We start from the raw sequence: 18,520 nt of genomic DNA on the forward strand, positions 1-18,520 counted from the left end.
GTGTGGAACAGTTTCCTCATGGCGATCCGCACGATCGCAGGCGTCGCGACAGCGGTGAGCGCATTCGCCTTCTACCGCCGGTGGCACCTGCGGTGGGGAGCGACGACCGCCGAGCGCGCCGGCCCGATGCCCGGAGACGACATCCTCTCCTCGGCGACGTTCACTGCGACCCGTGCCCTCACGATCGAGGCGCCGGCCGAGTGTGTGTGGCCGTGGATCGTCCAGGTCGGCTACAACCGGGCCGGCTTCTACTCCTACGACCGTCTCGACAATCTGGGGCGGCCCAGCGCGACGACGATCGATCCGCGCCTGCAGTGCATCGAGGTCGGCGACGTGGCGGCGCCGATGGCGAGTCCGGCCACGGCGGCGACGTCCTTCCGGGTGCACTCCTTCGATCCGGGGCGCTGCCTCGTCTGGGCGAAGCCGCATTCGACGTGGTCGTGGCGCCTCGATCCCGTCGACAACGGGCGACGGACCCGGCTCGTGAGCCGGTTGAAGGCCTCCTACCGGCCCACGCCGTCGCTTCCGCTCACCGTCGCGCTGATGGAACTGGCCGATTTTCCGATGATGCGCAGGATGCTGCTCGGCATCCGGGAACGCGCCGAACGCCTCGCCGGAGACGATCCCGCCTGCTCCCGGCAACGTCTGGAGAACACATGACTCGTACGACCGGCGACCTCGGCATGCTGCGGGCCGCGATGGAGGGCCCGGTTCTCGGGCCCGACGATGCGGACTACGACGAAGCCCGCACGGTGTGGAACGCCGACATCGACCGCCGACCGGCCGCGATCGCACAATGCCGGAGCACCGCCGACGTGAAGGCGGCGATCGCCTACGCAACCGAGCACGGAATGGAGATGGCCGTGCGCGCGGGTGCGCACAGCACCGCGGGCGCCTCGGTCGTCGACGACGGCCTGGTGATCGACCTCGGATCGATGGATCACGTCGTCGTCGACCCGGAGAGCAGGCGAGTACGGGTCGGCGGGGGCGCCCTGTTGCGTGACCTCGATGCCGCCACGCAGGCCCACGGGCTCGCCGTCCCGGCCGGTCTGATCAGTCACACGGGCGTCGCGGGACTGACGCTGGGCGGAGGAATGGGCTGGCTCACCCGGCAGGCCGGATTGAGCATCGACAACCTCGAGTCGGCCGAGGTCGTCACTGCCGACGGCCGGATCCTGCGTGCCGCCGAGGACGAGAATCCGGACCTGTTCTGGGCGATCCGGGGCGGCGGCGGCAACTTCGGGGTGGTGACGGAGTTCGAGTTCCGCCTGCACGAGGCCGGCCCCGTCGTGCAGTTCGGACTCCTGTTCTGGGGCCTGGATCAAGGCACCGAGGTGCTGCGGCTCGCCCGGGAGGTCATCGGTACGCTGCCCCGCGAGCTGAACATCGTGATCGCCGGCGTGAACGCCCCACCCGTCCCGTTCGTGCCCGAGCAATACCACCTCCAGCCCGGCTATGCCTTGCTGGTCACCGGCTTCGGAGCACCGCAGACGCACGAGGACGCGCTGGCGCGGATTCGGCGCGCTCTGCCACCGCTGTTCGAGTTCGTCACGCCGATGCCCTACGTCGACGTGCAGCAGCTGCTCGACGAGGGCAACGCGTGGGGCTTTTACTGCTACGACAAGGGTTGCTACGTCGAAGATCTCTCCGACGATCTGATCGCGACAGTCGTCGATGTCGTGCCGCAGAAGAACTCGCCCCTGTCGCTCCTGTTGTTCTACCGGCTGGACGAGGCGTACTGCGAAACGAGGGAGGACGACACCGCTTTCGGCGGCGGACGGACGCCCCGCTTCGCCGTCTTCATCGTCGGCGTCTGTCCCGATCCCGGTCTGCTGCCACCGGAGCGGGCCTGGGTGCGGTCCGTCTGGGAGGCCCTGCGCCCGTATTCGGTCGGCATCGGCGCGTACGTCAACTCCATGGCCGAGTTCGAACAGGACCGGGTGCGCGCCACCTACGGCCCCACCAAATATGCCCGACTGGCCGAGATCAAGGCGAAGTACGATCCGCACAACGTCTTTCATCGGAACGCCAACATCGCTCCCGATGTACGGCGCGCGTGACACCGGCGGATGACCGCCCCACGTCCGGTGGGACGCGGCCGGGCGACTACTCCCCCGACGGCCGATACGGATCGGTGATCTCACGGAGCAGGGTGAGCGCCTCGCGCAGCTGCTTCATCCGGCGCGCGCCGAGATGCTCGGTCCATTCGGCCTCGATCCGCGCCTCCTCGGCCCGGGCGACGTGGCCGGCCTCGGCGCCGCGCGGAGCGATCCGCACGAGTCGCGCGCGGGCGTCGGTGGGGTCGACCGTGCGTTCGACGTAGCCGGCCCGCTCGAGCTGGTCGACGAGGAAGCCGGCTGTCTGCTTGGCCACCTGGGCCTGTTCGGCGAGATCTGTCAGCCGGGTCCCACCGGGTCCGATCCGGGCGGCCACCCGCGCCTGGGCGAGCGTGATGTCGTCGTAGCCGGCGCGCCGCAGCGCCGCGAGAATGCGGTGCTCCGCCGAGCGCTGGGCGATGAACATCAGCACGGCGGCACTGAGGTCCTCAGCCATCATTCCCCCCTTGCCGATAGTCCGATCATCGAACTATATTGGTACCAACATCGTACTGATTGTGCCCGTTCGGGAGGTGCGATATGACCGGCGAACCGATCGTCGGGAACTCGATTCCCCGCGGCGACGACGCCGGGCGCGCGAGTGTTGTCCGGTTTCGCGGACTTCTTCGAACTCGAACGCACCCGGACCCGGCCACCGGTGTTCCACTGAAACGGAGGGCTCCGGTCATGAACGACGACGAGGTGTGGGCCGCGATCGACAACGAGCGACGACGCACGGCCGACCTGCTCGAGCAGCTGTCCGACGACGAATGGGCGCAGCCGTCGCTGTGCGACGGCTGGACGGTACGCGACGTCGCCGCCCACCTCACCCTGCAGCAGCTGACCGTCGGGGACGTCGTCCGGATCGCCCTGCGGCATCCCGGCCCGCTGAACTCGATGATCCGTGCCACCGCCCGCCGACGGGCGGCCCTGCCGACCGACCGGTTGATCGCGGACCTGCGCGCGACGATCGGCTCCCGCCGCCACAACGTCGGGCTGACCAGCCTCGAGCCCCTGAGCGACATCCTCGTGCACGGCCAGGACATCGCGATCCCGCTGCACCGCAACCTCGAGATGCCGGTGGTCGCGGCCGCCGCGGCGGCCACCCGCGCGTGGTCCTTCGGCGGCAGGGGCAAGGCCCGGGTCTTCCGCTCCCTTCCGCTGCGCGGCTACCGGCTCACCGCCACCGACGTCGAATGGTCGGCCGGGGAAGGGCCGGAGATCCGGGGACCGATCTCCGCGATCCTGTTGCTGCTCACCGGCCGCCGCGTGGCGCTGCCCCTGGTGTCCGGGGCGGGTGCGGAGGAGTTGCGCGCGCGGTTGCCGGCCGGGTGATCAGGGTTCGGATGCGGCATGGCCTACCCGGCCCGCTCCGCGCCACACCGCGGTACGACGAGTTCTCAATCCTTATGGGGAGTGTTCACCTATGCCGTATTGCCCCGGCCCACACATAGATTGGCGGAGTTGACCGGCCGGTAATCACACCGAGCGACACCCGGTGATCACACGGATCCGGATCGCTGTCGCCGTAGCCCGGTCGGTCGGTCAGGAGTTCACGAGTTGGTGGACACGCTGGAACGACACCCCCAGCACCTCGCCGATGTCGCGGAGAGTTGCGCCGCGCGCTTTGAGCGCTCGGGCTGCGGCGACTTGCGCCGCGGCTGCGTGGGCGCGTGCCTCCTCTGCGGCATGCTGGGCCGCGTGAACTTCGCGGACCGCGGCCGCGAGGTCTTCGGGCAACGCGACGTCGATCTCGATTTCATCGACGGGTGCTCCCGTCATGATGTGCACAAGATCGGTCGCCATCTCCTTGACCTCACGCAGACTGCGAGCCTGGGTGGTGCGATCCACCTCCGGCACGCGGACCGACCACCACCCCTCGTCGCGGGTCAGTTGCGCGGTGTATTTCACTTCTTCCACCAATCCTTCCCGAGCTTGGCGGCGGCCTCCTTGTAGATCGCCGTCGTGGTCAGTTCCTTGACTTCGTTGTGGCGCGGGACCGGTATCACCAAGCCGTCGATATCGACGATGGTGTGGCGGCCACCCTCGGTCACTTCGACAGCGAGGCCTGCGGCTTTTGCGGCGTTACGGAGGTTCCTCAGGATGTCCCGCCGCTTCGCCACCACGTTAGTCTAATGTTGCTAGAAAGTTCAAGTCCAGTGAGTGTAGACAGATTGTCGCCGTGGAGGTGAAAGTCGTGCTGGGTAGGGACTGAATCAGCGCACCGCGCCAATGCGAAGACTCGGTCAGGAAATTCTCCTGCCGGACCCAAGGGTTGAAGATGGATGCATGGGTGGGTGCGCAGCGAATTCCCCGACGAGCGCGGCCGCACCGGGGAGGACGCAGGCGTGAATCCGTCCACACCGGTCCGTTCACCGACGACGAGCGCTGCGAGTTCCTCGGCCGCCCGCCGGATCCGGCTGCCGAGGGCGGCGCCGGCCTCCCCGTCGCCGAAGTCCTCGGTCGCGGCGAACACGCCCGTGGGGACGACCACCGCGCGCAGGAACGTCAGCAGCGGACGCATCGCGAAGTCGAGCACCATCGAGTGCCGGGCCGAGCCCGCGGTCGCGTCGACGACGGCTGCGAGAGCCCGGCGGTGACGACGATGATGCGGCGGCTCATCGGGCGTCGGCCTCCTCGGCGGCGGACAGATCCACCTTTGCGGGAACCACGAGGCGGTGCGGGGAATCCGGACCCGCGGCGACGAGCGAGGCGTGCGTCGGGGGCTCCGACGGCACGTGCGCCGGGCGGCGTCGTTCGAACTCGGTGCGCAGCACGGGCACGACCTCGCGGCCGAGGATCTCGATCTGCTCGAGCACCACGTCGAGGGGCAGACCGGCGTGGTCCATGAGGAACAGCTGCCGCTGGTAGTCGCCCGCGTAGTCGGCGAAGCCCAGAGTGCGCTCGATCACCTGCTCGGGAGTGCCGACGGTGAGCGGGGTCGTCGCGGAGAAGTCCTCGAGCGACGGTCCGTGGCCGTAGACGGGGGCGTTGTCGAAGTACGGCCGGAAGACGCGCTTGGCCTTCTCCTCGGTCTCCGCCATGAAGACCTGGCCGCCGAGGCCGACGATCGCCTGGTCGGCGGCGCCGTGGCCGTACTGCTCGAACCGGGTGCGGTAGAGGCTGATCATCTGCTGGATGTGTTCCCGGTTCCAGAAGATGTTGTTGTGGAAGAAGCCGTCGCCGTAGAACGCGGCCTGCTCGGCGATCTCCGGCGAGCGGATCGAGCCGTGCCACACGAACGGCGGGGTGTCGTCGAGCGGCCACGGGGTCGAGGTGTAGCCGCGCAGCGGGGTGCGGAACTTGCCTTCCCAATCGAGGGCCTTCTCCCGCCACAGGCGGCGCAGCAGGTGGTAGTTCTCGATCGCGAGCGGGATGCCCTGGCGGATGTCCTTGCCGAACCACGGGTAGACCGGGCCGGTGTTTCCACGGCCCATCATGAGGTCGACGCGGCCGCCCGAGAGGTGCTGCAGCATCGCGAAGTCCTCGGCGATCTTCAGCGGATCGTTCGTCGTGATCAGCGTCGTGGCCGTGGAGAGGATCAGTTTCTCGGTCCTGGCGGCGATCCAGCCGAGCATGGTGGTCGGCGACGACGGGACGAAGGGCGGATTGTGGTGCTCTCCGCTCGCGAAGACGTCGAGCCCGACCTCCTCGGCCTTCAGCGCGATCTCCGTCATCGCGACGATGCGTTCGTGCTCGGTGGGTACGCGGCCCGTGGTGGGGTCGCGGGTCACGTCGCCGATGGTGAAGATGCCGAACTGCACGATGAGCCTCCGTCAATAGTTGATTACTCAACTATACGAACCGGTGCGGTGCGGGCGATATTCCGGCCACCCGTACACCGGCGTGGCGCCCGACCGAGAGTCGCGAGGTGATCGTCACGAAGGGGCACGGGAGCGTGACCGTCTTGCCGGGCCCATGATTCGGACCCGCCCGCAAAGCCGGCCGAGGCACGATGGGTCGATCGACATCGACGCCGGCACGCCCGACCGCACAGGGTCGGCCGTCCACGGCCGGAAGTCACGAGGGAGGCACGGCATGGAGCATGTCGACCGCGGCGCCCTGGACGCCCAGCGCGGACACTGGCAGCGCACCTACCGCGACAACCCGACGATGTACGGGCCCGCACCGAGCGAGCCTGCCCGGCGCGCCCTCGAGCTGTTCGACCGCGAGCAGGTGCGTGACGTCCTCGAACTCGGCGCCGGCCAGGGCCGGGACACGCTGGCCTTCCTCCGGGCCGGGTTGTCGGTGACCGCGCTCGACTACGCGCCCGAGGGCCTGGGGGAACTCCGGCGCGTCGCGGCCGAGGCCGGTGTGGCCGATCGGCTCACGACCCGCGTGCACGACGTGCGTGAACCCCTGCCCGTCGCCGACGCGTCCGTCGACGCCGTCTACAGCCACATGCTCTTCAACATGGCCCTCACCACCGAGGAGATCGACGCGCTCGGCACCGAAGTGCATCGGGTGCTGCGCCCGGGCGGCTGGCACGTCTACACCGTGCGGCACACCGGCGACGCCCACTTCGCCACCGGGACGGACCGTGGCGACAACCTGACCGAGCACGGCGGGTTCGTCGTCCACTTCTTCGATCGGGCACTCGTCGAGCGTCTGGCGCAGGGATTCACCGAACCGCAGGTGGAAGCCTTCGAGGAAGGCGACCTGCCGCGGCGACTGTGGCGCGTCACGCAGCAGAAGGTCCGGCCCACCCCCGCGGGATGACGCCCTTTCGCGCATTTCGCGCCCCCGGACACCCGCCGGACGCGAAGATGGGCGGCATGGTCGGCAGGCTCGCCCTCGTAGGGCTGATCGCGGCGTGCAGCATCGCGACCGCCGCACCCACGGCCGGCGCCGAACAGCGTGCCCCGGAGGCTACGACCGGTCCGCCGCAGAGCACCTTCGGCGCCGCGCTCGCCTACTCGCTGGCGCATCCCGGCGTCGTCCCGGCCGGGACGAACGATGTCGACTGCGTGCCCACACCGGCGCACCCCGAGCCGGTGGTGCTCGTCCACGGCTTCCTCGAGAACTCCTACGCCAACTGGGCCGGGTTGGCACCGGCGCTGAAGGCCGAGGGCTATTGCGTGTTCGCACTCGACTACGGCGCACCCGCCGCCGAGCCGTTCAAGGCGCGCGAGCCGATCCCGGACGCCGCCGGCGAGCTGGCGGCGTTCGTCGACACCGTCCTGGCCGAAACCGGCGCCGAGCGAGTGAGCATCGTCGGTCACTCCAAGGGCGGCGCCGTCCCCCGGTGGTACGTGCGGTTCCTCGGCGGGGCGGACAAGACCAGCCGGATCGTCGGGCTCGCGCCGGCGAACTACCCGTCGCTCGGGCCGCCGTCGGCCGCGCAGGATGCCGTGCTCGCCGAGCTCAACGCCGGCAGCGACACCGTCGAGGGCGTCTCCTACACGGTCGTCGCCACCAGATACGACCAGGTGATCATCCCCTACACGGCGTCGTTCCTCACCGGGCCCGGCGCGCAGAACATCCTGCTGCAGGACGTGTGCCCCGCGAACACCGCCGACCACGTCTCGATCCCCTACGATCCGGTCGCCGAGCAGCTGGTGCTGGCCGCGCTGGACCCGGCCGGGGCGCGGCCGGTCGTGTGCTGAGCGCCGCCCCTACCCGCCGGGCAGACGCCGCGTTCCGCCGATGACGAGGGTGACCTCCACGTCGACGTCGCGCAGCCCCGCCTCGTTCAGGGCGTCGCGCAGGGTCGCCGGATCCGCCTCGGGCGGCGGCCCGAGCGCCTCGATCCACAGCACGGACTCGCGGAATCCGATGTCGGTGATCACCCAGCCCTGTTCCTGCGCCCACTGCTCCGCGACGGGGGCGACGTCGGCCTTCACCGTCTCCTGCCGGATCACTCGCGTGCTGGACACACCCAGGGGGACCGCGACGAGCACGACCGCGGCGACAACCGTGAGCACGCTGAAGCCGCGCAGGTCCCCGACCGTACGGCCGGCGCGGTGCGCCGCCCCGCGCACCCCCGCCAGCAGAAAGACCAGGGTGCCGGTGGCGACGATCGCGGCGACGTTGGTGGCGAACAGCAACAGCGCCCCACCGGCCTGCCGCGTAGCGCCGGACTCGAGGGTCAGGCCCACCACCGCGAGCGGCGGCACGAGCGAGATCGCGATCGCCACACCGGGCAGGGTGTCGGACACATCGCGCCGCACCAGCGCGAAGGCCCCGACCGCACCGGTGGCCAAGGCGGCGACGAGGTCGATCATCCGCGGCGCGACCCGTCCCGCCACCTGGCTGTTGTTCTGCGCTAGCACGTCCAGCGGATCGAGCAGGCCCACCGCGAATCCGGTCGCGACCACCGCGGCCGATCCGGCCACGACGAGCAGCGCGGAGGCGATCAGGTTGCGGTGATCGTTGAGGACGACGGCCAGCGCCGTCCCGACGATCGGCGTCATCAGCGGCGCCACGATCATGGCGCCGATGACGGTGGCGGTCGAGTCCGCGACGACGCCCGCCGAGGCGATGACCGCGGCCAGCACGAGCAGGGTCCAGAACGTCGCGCGCCGGGAACGGGGCCGGGCGTCCTCGGACAGGAACAGGGTGGAGGTCATCCGCTCGATGTCCTCGGTGGTGGGTCTCACGAAAGCCTCCTGGTGCGTCGTTCCGCGAGTGCATCACAGCAGACGCCGCGCGCCCACAGGATCGGGACACCGGTCCCTTCCGTCCGGGACACCGGTCGCGACACGATGTCCCGCACCGGACGGAGGAGGACGCACGCGGTGACGACGGACGAGGCGGCGGCGACACGACCCTCGACGCTGATCGCTGCCCTCCCGCACCGCTACCGCGCCGTGCTGCACCTGCGCATCGCGTGTGGCCTGTCGATCACCGACACGGCCCGTGCCCTGAACACCGATGCCGCCTCCGTCCGGCTCGCCCAGCACCACGCCCTGAACCTGCTCCGGCAGCAGCTCGGCCACTCCCGGAACATGTCGGACCCCCGGCGCACACTGATCACAGAACCGGGGACCACCTCGCCCGGACGTACCGAGGAGGAGCGAGTGCCATGGAAACGGGGTGTGGGGCCTTCTTCAGCTGGACCTCACGGCGGGTGACGTTGCCGCACTGCCTGCGTGCCGTCGCGGCGGGAACACCCACGCGGTCCGGGCTGACTCTCGATCACCGGGTCGCCTCGGGCACCGTCCGCGGCCGGCTGCTGGCCTATCACGACGCCGACGACGACGCCGACTACGTGGCCCTGCTGGTCGGCGACGTGGCCGGATCGGACGACGTGCCCGTGCGGGTGGTCGACGAGGAGCGACTGCTGGTGGAGGGCGCGCGCAGCACCGAGCCGGCGGAGATCCTCGTGGGTGCCCCCGACGCCCGCGACCCGGATGCCGAGCAGCGGGAGCTCGACCGGCAGCTGTGCCTGGGCGGCCCCGTGCGTTCCATGCTCGCGCATTCCGGTGCCCGTTCGGTCACCGTGGACTGGTGCGCGGTGGCCGCGGCATAGCTCGCGCGGAAAGGACTTGACCTCGAGTCGACTCGAGGTTGAACGATGAGCGACGTCAGTTCATCGGCCCTTCCGGAGGACACCATGAGTGTTGTCAAGCCTCTCGACCGCACCACCACGTCGACCCTGCCCGCCTTCTCGCTCAGCCGTCCGATGGCGGTGCTCGTCCCGGTCGTCGTGGCTCTCGTCGCCAACGTCGCACTGTGGCTCGTCGGCGTCGCCGCCGGCGGTTCGTTCGAGGTGACCAACGGCGACAGCGTCGAAAGCGCCGCCCCGGGCGGCGTTCTCGTCATGACGGTCGTCCCGCTCACCGTGGGCATGGGTCTCGCGGCGCTGCTCAGCCTGCGCTGGTTCGGCATCATCCGCGTCGCCGAGGTCGTCGGCGCGGTGGCCGCGCTCGGCACCATCGCGTCGACGATCGTCGCCGACTTCGACACCCCGAGCACGATCACGCTGTCACTGATGCACGTGGTGATCGCACTTGTCGTCGTCGGGGGGCTCGAGGCGATGCGCAACCGCATTGCAGCCCAGCGGTAACCACCGGGGCGACGCAACCGTCCCGGGGAACCGGCCCGAAGGTCCCGATTGTCGAGGGACCTTCGGGCCGCCGCCGCACCCTCCGGCGGCGGTGACCTACGGCACGGAGACCGACGCGTCTTCCGTTCCTCCCCAGGCACCTTCGCGACGGTGCGGCAACCGACTGCAGGTGCGGCCGGTCGCACACGCGACGCCGGCGTTCGTCCACAGCATTTGTCCACAGGACCGAAGTACCCGACCGCCCGGGACGTACGTCCCGAGATCTGTTCCCCTGCCGACCGTTCCGCACATACGACGATTCGCGACAAGCAGTATTCCGCCCTAGAGTAGCTCCCCGGTGCGACGCGTCCGGCATGCGCCGCGCCGCACACGGACAGGATCGCGGAGGTGGCGGACATTGTGGACCCGAGACTGTGTGCGCTGATCCGCAGTAACGTCGAGGCCGTGTCCGCCCGCCCGGACGGCCTGCAGACCCTGTCGAAAGCCTTCTACGCCAACCTGTTCGCGCGTCATCCCGAGACCCGGCAGTACTTTCCCGCCGCCATGGGCGAGCAACGCGAACGCATCCTGCACGCCGTCGTCCATGTGGTGGACCGACTGAGCCGACCCGAGACCGTCGTCCCGTTCCTCGAGCAGCTCGGCCGCGACCACCGCAAGTACGGCATCGAGCTGTGGCAGTACAAGGCGCTCACCGAGGCCCTGATCGATGCAGTGGCGCAGGCCGCCGGCGACGACTGGACCACCGAGCTCGACGACGCGTGGCACCACGCGCTGCACCTCGTCGCCACCACGATGACCGAGGCCGCGGCCGCCGAAACCGGCCCCGCCGCCTGGGTGGGCACCGTCGTGGAGCGCCGCAGGCCGCTCGACGACGTCGCCGTCGTGCGCCTGCGGCTCGACCAGCCGATGGCGTACGAGCCGGGACAGTACGTGAGCGTGCAGGTTCCGGGGCGGCCGCGCATGTGGCGTTACCTGTCACCGGCGACGCCGCCGGACGCGGACGGCGCCGTCGAGTTCCATGTCCGTCGCGTCTCCGGCGGCTGGGTGAGCCCGTACATCGTGAGCCACGCCCGCGTCGGCGAGACGTGGGTGCTCGGCTCACCGATCGGCGCCCTGGGGGCGGAGACGATGCGGCCCGGCCCCGGTGGGCCGCGCCCGCTGCTGATGATCGCGTCGGGTACCGCGATCGCCCCCATGCGGGCCCAGCTCATGGCCCTCGCCCGGCGTCCCGCCACGCGGGCGGTCACCGTGTTCTACGCCGGGCGCTACCCGTGCGACCTCTACGACCTGCCGACCCTGTGGCACCTCGCCCGCACCAACCCGTGGCTGACGGTCGTGCCCGTGACCGAATCGTCGACCGACCCGTGGTGGTTCACCGGCCCCACCGATCCGCCGGCCGGCCTGTCCCTCCTAGAGGGCCCGGTGAGCCGGTGCGTCGCCGAGGCCGGGGACTGGTCGGGGCACGACGTGCAGATCGCCGGGTCCCCCGCCATGATCCAGGCGACCAAGTTCCGGCTGCAGGCCACCGGCGTGCCCGCGGACCGCATCCGCCACGACCCGCTCTACTGACGACCGCGCTCGGTCAGGACCGGTTGAGCCGCGCGATCCGGCCGCTGAGGACCGTGGCGAACGCGCACCACACCGCGTACGGGCCGAGCGCGGCCCCCGCCGCCGGCTTCGCGAGGGCGGCGCGGCGCGCCAGGTCGGCGCTGCTCACCGCGAGCGCTCCTGCGACCACCGTCGCCGGCACGAGCCGATGCGCCTTGAAGAACACCCACGACCAGGACGCGTTGAGTGCCAGGTTCACCGCGAGGGCGGCCCGGTAGTAGGTGGCCTCGTCGACCCGCGCCTCCGATTCGAACTCGTCGATGGCCACCGCGGAACTCACCGCGATGTCGCCGTACAGCACCGTCCACACGACGGGGAAGACCGCACCCGGCGGCTGGAACGACGGCTTGCGCAGTCGCCGGTACCAGCGTGTGTCCACGTCCCGTGAGGCGATCGATCCCATCACCGCCGTCGCGGCGGTCGCCGCGGTCGTTCCGAGCAACGTGCGGCCGAACATGCTCGACATGCCTGCTCTCCTTACTCCCGCCGTCGGCGAGGTCGTCACATCGCGAGGTCGTGGATCTGGGGGAAGGGCCGCTGCGGATGCGGTGGCGAGGGCTCGGGATCCGGCTCCGGCGGGAACGGCGGCTGCGGCGTGGGCGTCGGCGGGATCGGCGGGGCAGGCTCGGGCGAGCCCGGCTCCGTGTCCGGGTCCGGTGCGGTCAGGCCGGGGACGATCATGGCGGGTCACTTCCGATCATCGGCGAGCGGTGTTCCGGGGATACCCGGTGCCGCGGCGGCGCAACCCCCGTCCGGCACGTCAACGACGTCGACGGCCCGCACGTCTCCGTAGTGCTTGTGCAGATCCGTGACCGTGACGACATCCATGCGACTCCTCCCCTTCGGTCCCATCGTGCGCGTGCGGCGGGATGCCCGCACCCCGAACGCCCCGCAGGCTCACTGTCGGCGACGGCGCACCCGCTTATACACGGAGTCGACCACGAGGACCGCGGGGATGCCCAGCAGCGCGACCCCCAGCGCCTCGAGCGGCGGAACCGCGTGCCCGAGAACGTCGGCGACCGGGCCGACGCCGAGGAAGACGACGAGGGCGACGAGTTCGGCGAGCACGGCCCACAGCAGCAGCCGGTTCGAGCCCCACCCGAGCTGCCACGGCGGCCGGGTCGCGCTGCGGCAGGCGAACGCGGCGCCCACCTGACCGAGGACGACGGCGGCGAACGCGGCACCGGAGGCCGCGAGAAGCGCCGTCCCGGTGGGAAATTCGCCCCCGGGGCGCCAGCCCGCGACGAGCAGCGCCACGAGGAACGCGCTCATCTCGACGATCGCCTCGGTCGGCCCGAGCACGCCGAACACCCGGACCAACAGGGTCCCGTCGACGAGGTGGCGGCGTTCCGGCGGGCGTTTCAGCGTGTCCCGGCTCGGGGGCTCGCCGCCGAGGGCGAGCGCCGGCAGCAGATCGGTGCCGATGTCGATGCACAGGATCTGCAGCACCCCCAGGGCCAGCGGGAACTGCCCGCCCGACAGGCCCCACAGCGCGAAGGGCGTCAGTTCGGCCACGTTGGAGGTCAGGTGATAGCTGAGGAAGCGGCGGATGTTGGCGTAGGTGGCACGGCCCTGCTCCACCGCGGTGAGGATGGTCGCGAAGTCGTCGTCGAGCAGCACCAGATCGGCGGCCTCGCGCGCGACGTCCGTGCCGCCCTCACCCATCGCCACCCCGATGTCGGCCTGCCGCAGGGCCGGTCCGTCGTTGACGCCGTCACCGGTCATCGCCACCACGTGGCCGCGGTCCTGCAGGGCCCTGGCCACGCGCAGCTTCTGTTCGGGCGAGACGCGGCTGATCACGATGCCGTCCCGGTCGAGCAGGGCACCGAGCAGCTGATCGTCCTCGGGCAGGTCCTTGCCCTGCACCACCCGGCCCGCGGGCCCGAGCAGCCCGATCTCGCGGGCGATGGCGCGCGCGGTCTCGGGATGGTCGCCGGTGAGCATCGCGACCTTGATGCCGGCGCCGCGGGCGGCCCGCAGCGCGGCCGGGACGGCGGTCCGCGGCGGATCCTCCATGCCGAGCAGGCCGAGGAGTTCGAGGTCGCGTTCGGCGAGGTCCGGGTCGGTCTCCGCGCCGGGATCGGTCAGGGTCCGGCGGGCGACGGCGAGCACCCGCAGGCCCCGCGACGCCATGTCCGCGAGCGCCTCCTCCGCCCGGTCGACGAGCTCGACCGGGTCGGCGCAGCGCGGAAGCACCGCGTCCGGGGCGCCCTTGAGGAGCAGCCGCCCGCCCACGATCACCGATTCGCGGCGGCGCCGGGGGTCGAACACGAACCGGCGGGTGACCGGCCCCGGCTGTGCGCCGGGGCCGGCGAGACGGGCCGCGAACGCGGCGATCGCCGCCTCCATCGGGTCACCGACCGCCCGCCACTCGTCGTCGTCGAGGGTGATCCCACCCTTCGAGGCGGCCGCACCGGCGAGACCGGCGGTCGCGGCCGCCGCCACCGCCGGCTCCGGGCCGGTCACCGCACCGGTGGGCGCATACCCCTCCCCGCGTACCGCGACGGTCCCGGCCGGGGTCCACGCCTCGACGACGTTCATCTGGTTCTGGGTGAGCGTGCCCGTCTTGTCGGTGCAGATGAACGTCGTCGAACCGAGGGTCTCGACGGCCTCGAGGTTGCGCACCAGCGCGTTGTCCCGGGCCATGCGCTGCGCCCCCATCGCCAGCGACAGCGTCACGGTGGGCAGCAGTCCCTCGGGCACGAGGGCGACGGTGATGCCCACCGCGAAGAGGAAGGCGTCCTGCCAGGAGATCCCCACGAGGAGCGACACGGCGAAGAACACCGCGCCGACGCCGACGGAACCGAAGGCGAGCGTCCGGACGATGCGCTGGATCTCCAGATCGAGCGGGCCGGGTGGACGTCGCACCGAAGTGGTCAGGGCCGCGATACCGGCGAGGCGGGTGTTCGCACCCGTGGCCGTGACGATCCCTTCGGATTCGCCCTCGGCGACGAACGTTCCGGCGAACACGGCCGCGCCGGCCGTGCGGAGCACCGGTTCGCTCTCCCCGGTGAGGGTGGATTCGTCGAAGGTGCAGCGGCCCGCGACCGCAAGGGTCAGATCGGCCGGGACCCGGTCGCCGCCGGTGAGCACGACGACGTCGCCGACCACCAGGTCGCGGGCGTCGACGGTGCGCAGCGCCCCGTCGCGCCGCACGACGATGGTGGTGGGCAGCAGCTCCCCCAGGCGTTCGGCGGCCTTCTCGGCGCGCTCCTGCTGCACGAAGGCGAAGATGCCGTTGACGACGATCACCACGATCACGGCGATGCCCAGCTCCGGCATACCCGCGACGAACGCGAGGGCCGAAGCGAACCACAACAGCAGCGCGAAGAAGTGTGTGAGCTGCGCGAGCAGCCTGCGCCACCACGGCACCCGTCGCGCGGCCGGAAGCTGGTTCGGCCCGTCCCGGCGGAGCCGCGCGGCGGCCTCCCTGCCGGTGAGCCCGTCGCTGTCGAGCAGCCGCGCACCGGAATCTGCCTGCACACCGCCTCCTCGCCCACGGGATCGACGTGTCACCGCGACGAGGAGCGGGTACAGCACGCCGGGACCGGTCCCGCCGCTGCGGCAGCCCCAGCGTATCGGCATCCGGGCCGGGCCGCGGGACGTCGCGGACACGGCTGCGCCCCGCCGGTTCCGTGCCGGCGGGGCGCAGCGAATCGTCCGTCAGGCGTGTTCGAGGCGGATGCCCTTGGTCTCCTTCATGAAGACGCAGGCGATGCCGGTCAGCACGCACAGCACCATGATGTACACGCTGAACGCCCACCCGAGGCCACGGCCGATCAGGAGCTGATTCAGGTACGGGGCGGTTCCGCCGAACACCGCGACGGAGAACGAGTACGCGAAGCCGATCGCCTGGGTCCGCAGCCGGGTGGGGAAGCTCTCCGACAGCGTCGCCGACAGCACCGACGCGGGAACCGACACGACGAGCAGCGCGACGGTCGTCGCGACGAGCAGGGTCCATCCGGCCGAGGAGATCATCATCGTCAGCGGCAGCTGCAGCACGAGCATCAGGCCGGCGAACGCGAACAGCATCGGGCGGCGGCCGATCCGGTCGGACAGCATGCCCCAGAAGGGCAGGGAGACGAGCGCGATCGACTGGGCGATCACCGACATCCAGTAGGCGACGTCGGGGTCCATCCCCTGCTGGGTGATGGCGTAGGTGGCGACGTACGACGTCCAGGTGTAGTGGGCGGCGGTGATGCCGGAGGTCATGCCGATCATCAGCAGGATCGCGCGGACGACGGTCTTCCGCGGGATGCGCGGCTGATCCGTCTCCTCCTGGTGGGCGTCGAACACGTCACTCTCGTCCATGCTGCGACGCAGGTACAGGGCGACCAGGGCCAGGCACGCGCCGATGAGGAACGGGATGCGCCAACCCCATTCGGCGACGGCGGTTTCGGAGAGCGACGAGGTGACGGCGCCACCGATGCTGTAGGCGAGGACCGAGCCACCGAAGATCGCGATGAAGGCGACGCTGCCCCACATCCCGCGACGGTGCGGCGGGGCGATCTCACCGACGTACGAGTAGGCGGTGGCCGATTCGCCGCCGTGGGCGAAGCCCTGCATGATCCGCGCGGCGAGCAGGATCAGCGACGCCCACGCCCCGATGGACTCGTAGGTGGGCATGATGCCGATGACGAGGCTGCCCGTCGCCATCATGAGCATCGTGGTGACGAGGACGAACTTGCGGCCCCGCCGGTCGGCGATGCGGCCGAACACGATGCCGCCGAGGGGGCGCATGAGGAAGCCGACGGCGAAGACCGCGAGCGTCGACAGCAGCGCGGAGATCGGATCGGAGTTGTTGAACATCACCGCGGCGATGAACGGTGCGAAGACCGCGTAGGCGCTCCACTCGTACCACTCGAGCACGTTGCCGACCGCGCTGGCGAACAGCGATTTCTTCTTCGATGCCAGGGTGGGCGCGGTGTCGACCGCACCCCGGGTGTTCCGGACGTCGGTGTTCACGTCGTATCTCTTTTCGTTCGCGGGAGCGGTGGCCGAATGTCACATGGGTTCGATGTGACCGAACCCGTGTGACATTCGGTCACGCCGGAGGGGACGGACCGTCAGGCGGTCGGGGTGGGGATCGTGCGGTCGCGCAGGTCGCTGCGCCGGATCTTGCCGGTCTGGGTCTTGGGGAGGTTCTCGACGATGTGGACCCGGCGGGGCCGCTTGTAGGCGGCGAGGCGGTCGCGGACGAAGTCCACGAGCTCGCTCTCGGTGGTGTGGGCGTCGCGTTCGAGCGACACGTACGCCACCACGGATTCGCCCTGGTAGTCGTCGGGCTGGCCGACGACGGCGGCCTCGTGGACGGCGGGATGCTCGTACAGGGCGTCCTCGACCTCGCGGGGCCACACCTTGTATCCGGAGACGTTGATCTGGTCCTTCAGGCGGTCCACCAGGTAGACCCAGCCGTGCCGGTCGATGATCGCGCCGTCGCCGGTGCGCAGCCGCCCGCCCGGCAGGGTGGCGGCGGACGCCTCGGGGTTGCGCCAGTACCCGGAGATCACCTGCGGGCCGGACAGTTCCAGTTCACCCTGCTTGCCGGGTTCGACGTCGGCGCCGTCCGCGTCGGCGACACGCGCGTCGAGCAGGGGCAGCGGGACGCCGATCGCGAGGGTGCCGCTGGCCGGGTCGACGGGTGCCCGCCGCCCGGGCGGTACCGCGATCACGCCGGAGGAGGTCTCGGTCATGCCGTAGGCGTTGTGGATGTACTTGCCGAACTTCGCTTCGAACTTCTCCACGGTCGCGGGCGGGATGGGCGCGCCGCCGGAGTAGAGGGTCTTGATCGAGGCGAAGTGCCGGGCATCGGCGCCGGGGGTTTCGTACAGGGCGTTGAACACCGTGATCGAGCCGATCGTGAACGTGACCCCGTGCTCGACGAGGGCCTCGAGCGCGACCTCGGCGTTGAAGCGGTTCGCGAAGACCAGGGTGGTGTCGTGCACCAGCGCCAGCGTGGCGTTGATGACGGCGCCGGTGATGTGGAACAGCGGGGCGACGGCGAACACCGCGTCGCCGGCGGCCAGGCCGACGAAGGAGCCGAAGGTGGTGGCCACGGCCAGCACGTTGGCGTGGGTGTTCATCGCGCCCTTCGGCGGACCGGTGGTGCCCGAGGTGTAGGCGAGCAACGCGACGTCGTCGCCGGTGATCTCGACGTGGGGCGGCCGCCGGCCCCGGTGTTGTTCGATCAGCTCGACGAGGTCACCGTCGGGCGCGGCCACGGCGCGGTCCGTCGACGGGAAGACCCGGGCGTCGTCGCGGGTCTGGAAGTCCAGGTCGCTGGTGCTGAGGATCCACCGCACGGAGCTGTCGCGGACGGTGTCCGCGGTCTCCGCGACGGCGGTGTCGGCGCACACGATGCCGACGATCTCGGCGTCGTCGACGAGGCGGCGCAGTTCGGCCCGCCGGTACATGGGGTTGAGCACGAGCGCCGCGGCCCCGAGCTTCCACAACGCGAGCAGGGTCAGCGCGTACTGGGGGATGTTCTGCAGGTAGATGCCCACGCGGTCGCCGCGCTGCACCCCACGAGCGGTGAGGGCGACGGCGAGGGCGTCGGAGAGCTCGTCGGTCTCGCGGGCGGTCAGCACACCGTCGAAATAGGCGATGGCCTTGCCGTCCGGGTCGGCATCCACGCGGGCGCGCCACGCATCCACCAGGGAGACGAACGGCACCGTCGGCTCGGGATCGAGCCCGTTCGGGTAGAGCGCGGTCCAGGGGCGCTTTTCGGACGTCACGACGCAGTTCCTTCCACTCGACTGCGGAACCTTCCCACCGCCACGACCGATCGCTCGGTCGGTAAGCGGTCCGT

19 protein-coding genes are annotated in these 18,520 nt (G+C 70.7%); 9 read left to right on the top strand and 10 right to left on the bottom strand.

Going from position 1 to position 18,520, the window contains the following annotated elements:
- The first annotated feature begins 18 nt into the window (after positions 1–18).
- Together ACWPOB_RS00365 and ACWPOB_RS00370 are read left to right on the top strand one after the other, a co-directional pair.
- Positions 19–660, top strand: a complete 642-nt coding sequence (locus tag ACWPOB_RS00365; RefSeq protein ID WP_455399527.1) for a hypothetical protein — start codon at positions 19–21, stop codon at positions 658–660.
- On the top strand, positions 657–2,060 hold the full coding sequence (locus ACWPOB_RS00370; protein WP_455399528.1) for an FAD-binding oxidoreductase: 1,404 nt from the start codon (positions 657–659) through the stop codon (positions 2,058–2,060). Before ACWPOB_RS00365 ends, ACWPOB_RS00370 begins: the two co-directional genes overlap by 4 nt.
- Before the next feature lie 46 nt (positions 2,061–2,106).
- On the opposite strand, the gene ACWPOB_RS00375 is transcribed toward ACWPOB_RS00370, so the two are convergent.
- Positions 2,107–2,553 carry a MarR family winged helix-turn-helix transcriptional regulator gene (locus tag ACWPOB_RS00375; RefSeq protein ID WP_455399702.1) on the bottom strand — a complete coding sequence of 149 codons (447 nt, stop codon included), beginning with the start codon at positions 2,551–2,553 and terminating at the stop codon, positions 2,107–2,109.
- Positions 2,554–2,783: 230 nt separating this feature from the next.
- Here ACWPOB_RS00375 and ACWPOB_RS00380 point away from each other — a divergent pair, with 230 nt between their 5' ends.
- Positions 2,784–3,431 carry a maleylpyruvate isomerase family mycothiol-dependent enzyme gene (locus tag ACWPOB_RS00380; protein ID WP_455399529.1) on the top strand — a complete coding sequence of 216 codons (648 nt, stop codon included), beginning with the start codon at positions 2,784–2,786 and terminating at the stop codon, positions 3,429–3,431.
- A 210-nt stretch (positions 3,432–3,641) separates the two neighbouring features.
- Here ACWPOB_RS00380 and ACWPOB_RS00385 read toward each other — a convergent pair whose 3' ends face one another.
- The 3 genes from ACWPOB_RS00385 to ACWPOB_RS00395 all read right to left on the bottom strand — a co-directional run bounded on the left by ACWPOB_RS00385 (position 3,642) and on the right by ACWPOB_RS00395 (position 5,860).
- Positions 3,642–4,016 carry a type II toxin-antitoxin system HicB family antitoxin gene (locus ACWPOB_RS00385; RefSeq protein WP_455399530.1) on the bottom strand — a complete coding sequence of 125 codons (375 nt, stop codon included), beginning with the start codon at positions 4,014–4,016 and terminating at the stop codon, positions 3,642–3,644.
- Positions 4,004–4,219, bottom strand: a complete 216-nt coding sequence (locus ACWPOB_RS00390) for a hypothetical protein (RefSeq protein WP_455399531.1) — start codon at positions 4,217–4,219, stop codon at positions 4,004–4,006. The genes ACWPOB_RS00385 and ACWPOB_RS00390 overlap by 13 nt, the downstream gene beginning before the upstream one ends.
- Positions 4,220–4,714: 495 nt before the next feature.
- Positions 4,715–5,860, bottom strand: a complete 1,146-nt coding sequence (locus ACWPOB_RS00395; protein ID WP_006932509.1) for an LLM class flavin-dependent oxidoreductase — start codon at positions 5,858–5,860, stop codon at positions 4,715–4,717.
- A 274-nt stretch (positions 5,861–6,134) separates the two neighbouring features.
- Here ACWPOB_RS00395 and ACWPOB_RS00400 point away from each other — a divergent pair, with 274 nt between their 5' ends.
- Both ACWPOB_RS00400 and ACWPOB_RS00405 read left to right on the top strand, forming a co-directional pair.
- The gene (locus tag ACWPOB_RS00400) at positions 6,135–6,815 is read left to right on the top strand and encodes a class I SAM-dependent methyltransferase (RefSeq protein WP_455399532.1); all 681 of its coding nucleotides are present in this window, start codon (positions 6,135–6,137) and stop codon (positions 6,813–6,815) included.
- A 47-nt stretch (positions 6,816–6,862) separates the two neighbouring features.
- Entirely contained in the window at positions 6,863–7,702 is an 840-nt protein-coding gene (locus ACWPOB_RS00405; protein WP_455399703.1) for an esterase/lipase family protein, read from the top strand.
- A 9-nt stretch (positions 7,703–7,711) separates the two neighbouring features.
- Here ACWPOB_RS00405 and ACWPOB_RS00410 read toward each other — a convergent pair whose 3' ends face one another.
- On the bottom strand, positions 7,712–8,695 hold the full coding sequence (locus ACWPOB_RS00410) for a DUF389 domain-containing protein (protein WP_455399533.1): 984 nt from the start codon (positions 8,693–8,695) through the stop codon (positions 7,712–7,714).
- Between the two features lie 138 nt (positions 8,696–8,833).
- Here ACWPOB_RS00410 and ACWPOB_RS00415 point away from each other — a divergent pair, with 138 nt between their 5' ends.
- The 4 genes from ACWPOB_RS00415 (at position 8,834) to ACWPOB_RS00430 (ending at position 11,673) form a co-directional block, all read left to right on the top strand.
- Positions 8,834–9,169, top strand: coding sequence for a sigma factor-like helix-turn-helix DNA-binding protein (locus ACWPOB_RS00415; RefSeq protein WP_100056163.1), 336 nt, complete (start codon positions 8,834–8,836; stop codon positions 9,167–9,169).
- The gene (locus ACWPOB_RS00420; RefSeq protein ID WP_455399534.1) at positions 9,121–9,567 is read left to right on the top strand and encodes a hypothetical protein; all 447 of its coding nucleotides are present in this window, start codon (positions 9,121–9,123) and stop codon (positions 9,565–9,567) included. Before ACWPOB_RS00415 ends, ACWPOB_RS00420 begins: the two co-directional genes overlap by 49 nt.
- A gap of 45 nt (positions 9,568–9,612) precedes the next feature.
- A complete protein-coding gene (locus ACWPOB_RS00425) occupies positions 9,613–10,104 on the top strand; it encodes a DUF6069 family protein (RefSeq protein WP_100056165.1) in 492 nt (163 codons plus the stop codon).
- Between the two features lie 399 nt (positions 10,105–10,503).
- On the top strand, positions 10,504–11,673 hold the full coding sequence (locus ACWPOB_RS00430; RefSeq protein ID WP_455399704.1) for a globin domain-containing protein: 1,170 nt from the start codon (positions 10,504–10,506) through the stop codon (positions 11,671–11,673).
- Between the two features lie 13 nt (positions 11,674–11,686).
- On the opposite strand, the gene ACWPOB_RS00435 is transcribed toward ACWPOB_RS00430, so the two are convergent.
- The 5 genes from ACWPOB_RS00435 to ACWPOB_RS00455 all read right to left on the bottom strand — a co-directional run bounded on the left by ACWPOB_RS00435 (position 11,687) and on the right by ACWPOB_RS00455 (position 18,446).
- Positions 11,687–12,178 carry a TspO/MBR family protein gene (locus ACWPOB_RS00435; RefSeq protein WP_455399535.1) on the bottom strand — a complete coding sequence of 164 codons (492 nt, stop codon included), beginning with the start codon at positions 12,176–12,178 and terminating at the stop codon, positions 11,687–11,689.
- 221 nt (positions 12,179–12,399) lie between these two features.
- A complete protein-coding gene (locus tag ACWPOB_RS00440) occupies positions 12,400–12,540 on the bottom strand; it encodes a hypothetical protein (protein ID WP_455399536.1) in 141 nt (46 codons plus the stop codon).
- A 69-nt stretch (positions 12,541–12,609) separates the two neighbouring features.
- A complete protein-coding gene (locus ACWPOB_RS00445; protein ID WP_455399537.1) occupies positions 12,610–15,195 on the bottom strand; it encodes a cation-translocating P-type ATPase in 2,586 nt (861 codons plus the stop codon).
- Positions 15,196–15,375: 180 nt separating this feature from the next.
- Positions 15,376–16,677 carry an MFS transporter gene (locus ACWPOB_RS00450; protein ID WP_455399538.1) on the bottom strand — a complete coding sequence of 434 codons (1,302 nt, stop codon included), beginning with the start codon at positions 16,675–16,677 and terminating at the stop codon, positions 15,376–15,378.
- Between the two features lie 101 nt (positions 16,678–16,778).
- The gene (locus ACWPOB_RS00455) at positions 16,779–18,446 is read right to left on the bottom strand and encodes a class I adenylate-forming enzyme family protein (RefSeq protein WP_455399539.1); all 1,668 of its coding nucleotides are present in this window, start codon (positions 18,444–18,446) and stop codon (positions 16,779–16,781) included.
- Positions 18,447–18,520: the final 74 nt, after the last annotated feature.

Source organism: Rhodococcus sp. 2H158, assembly GCF_053764755.1.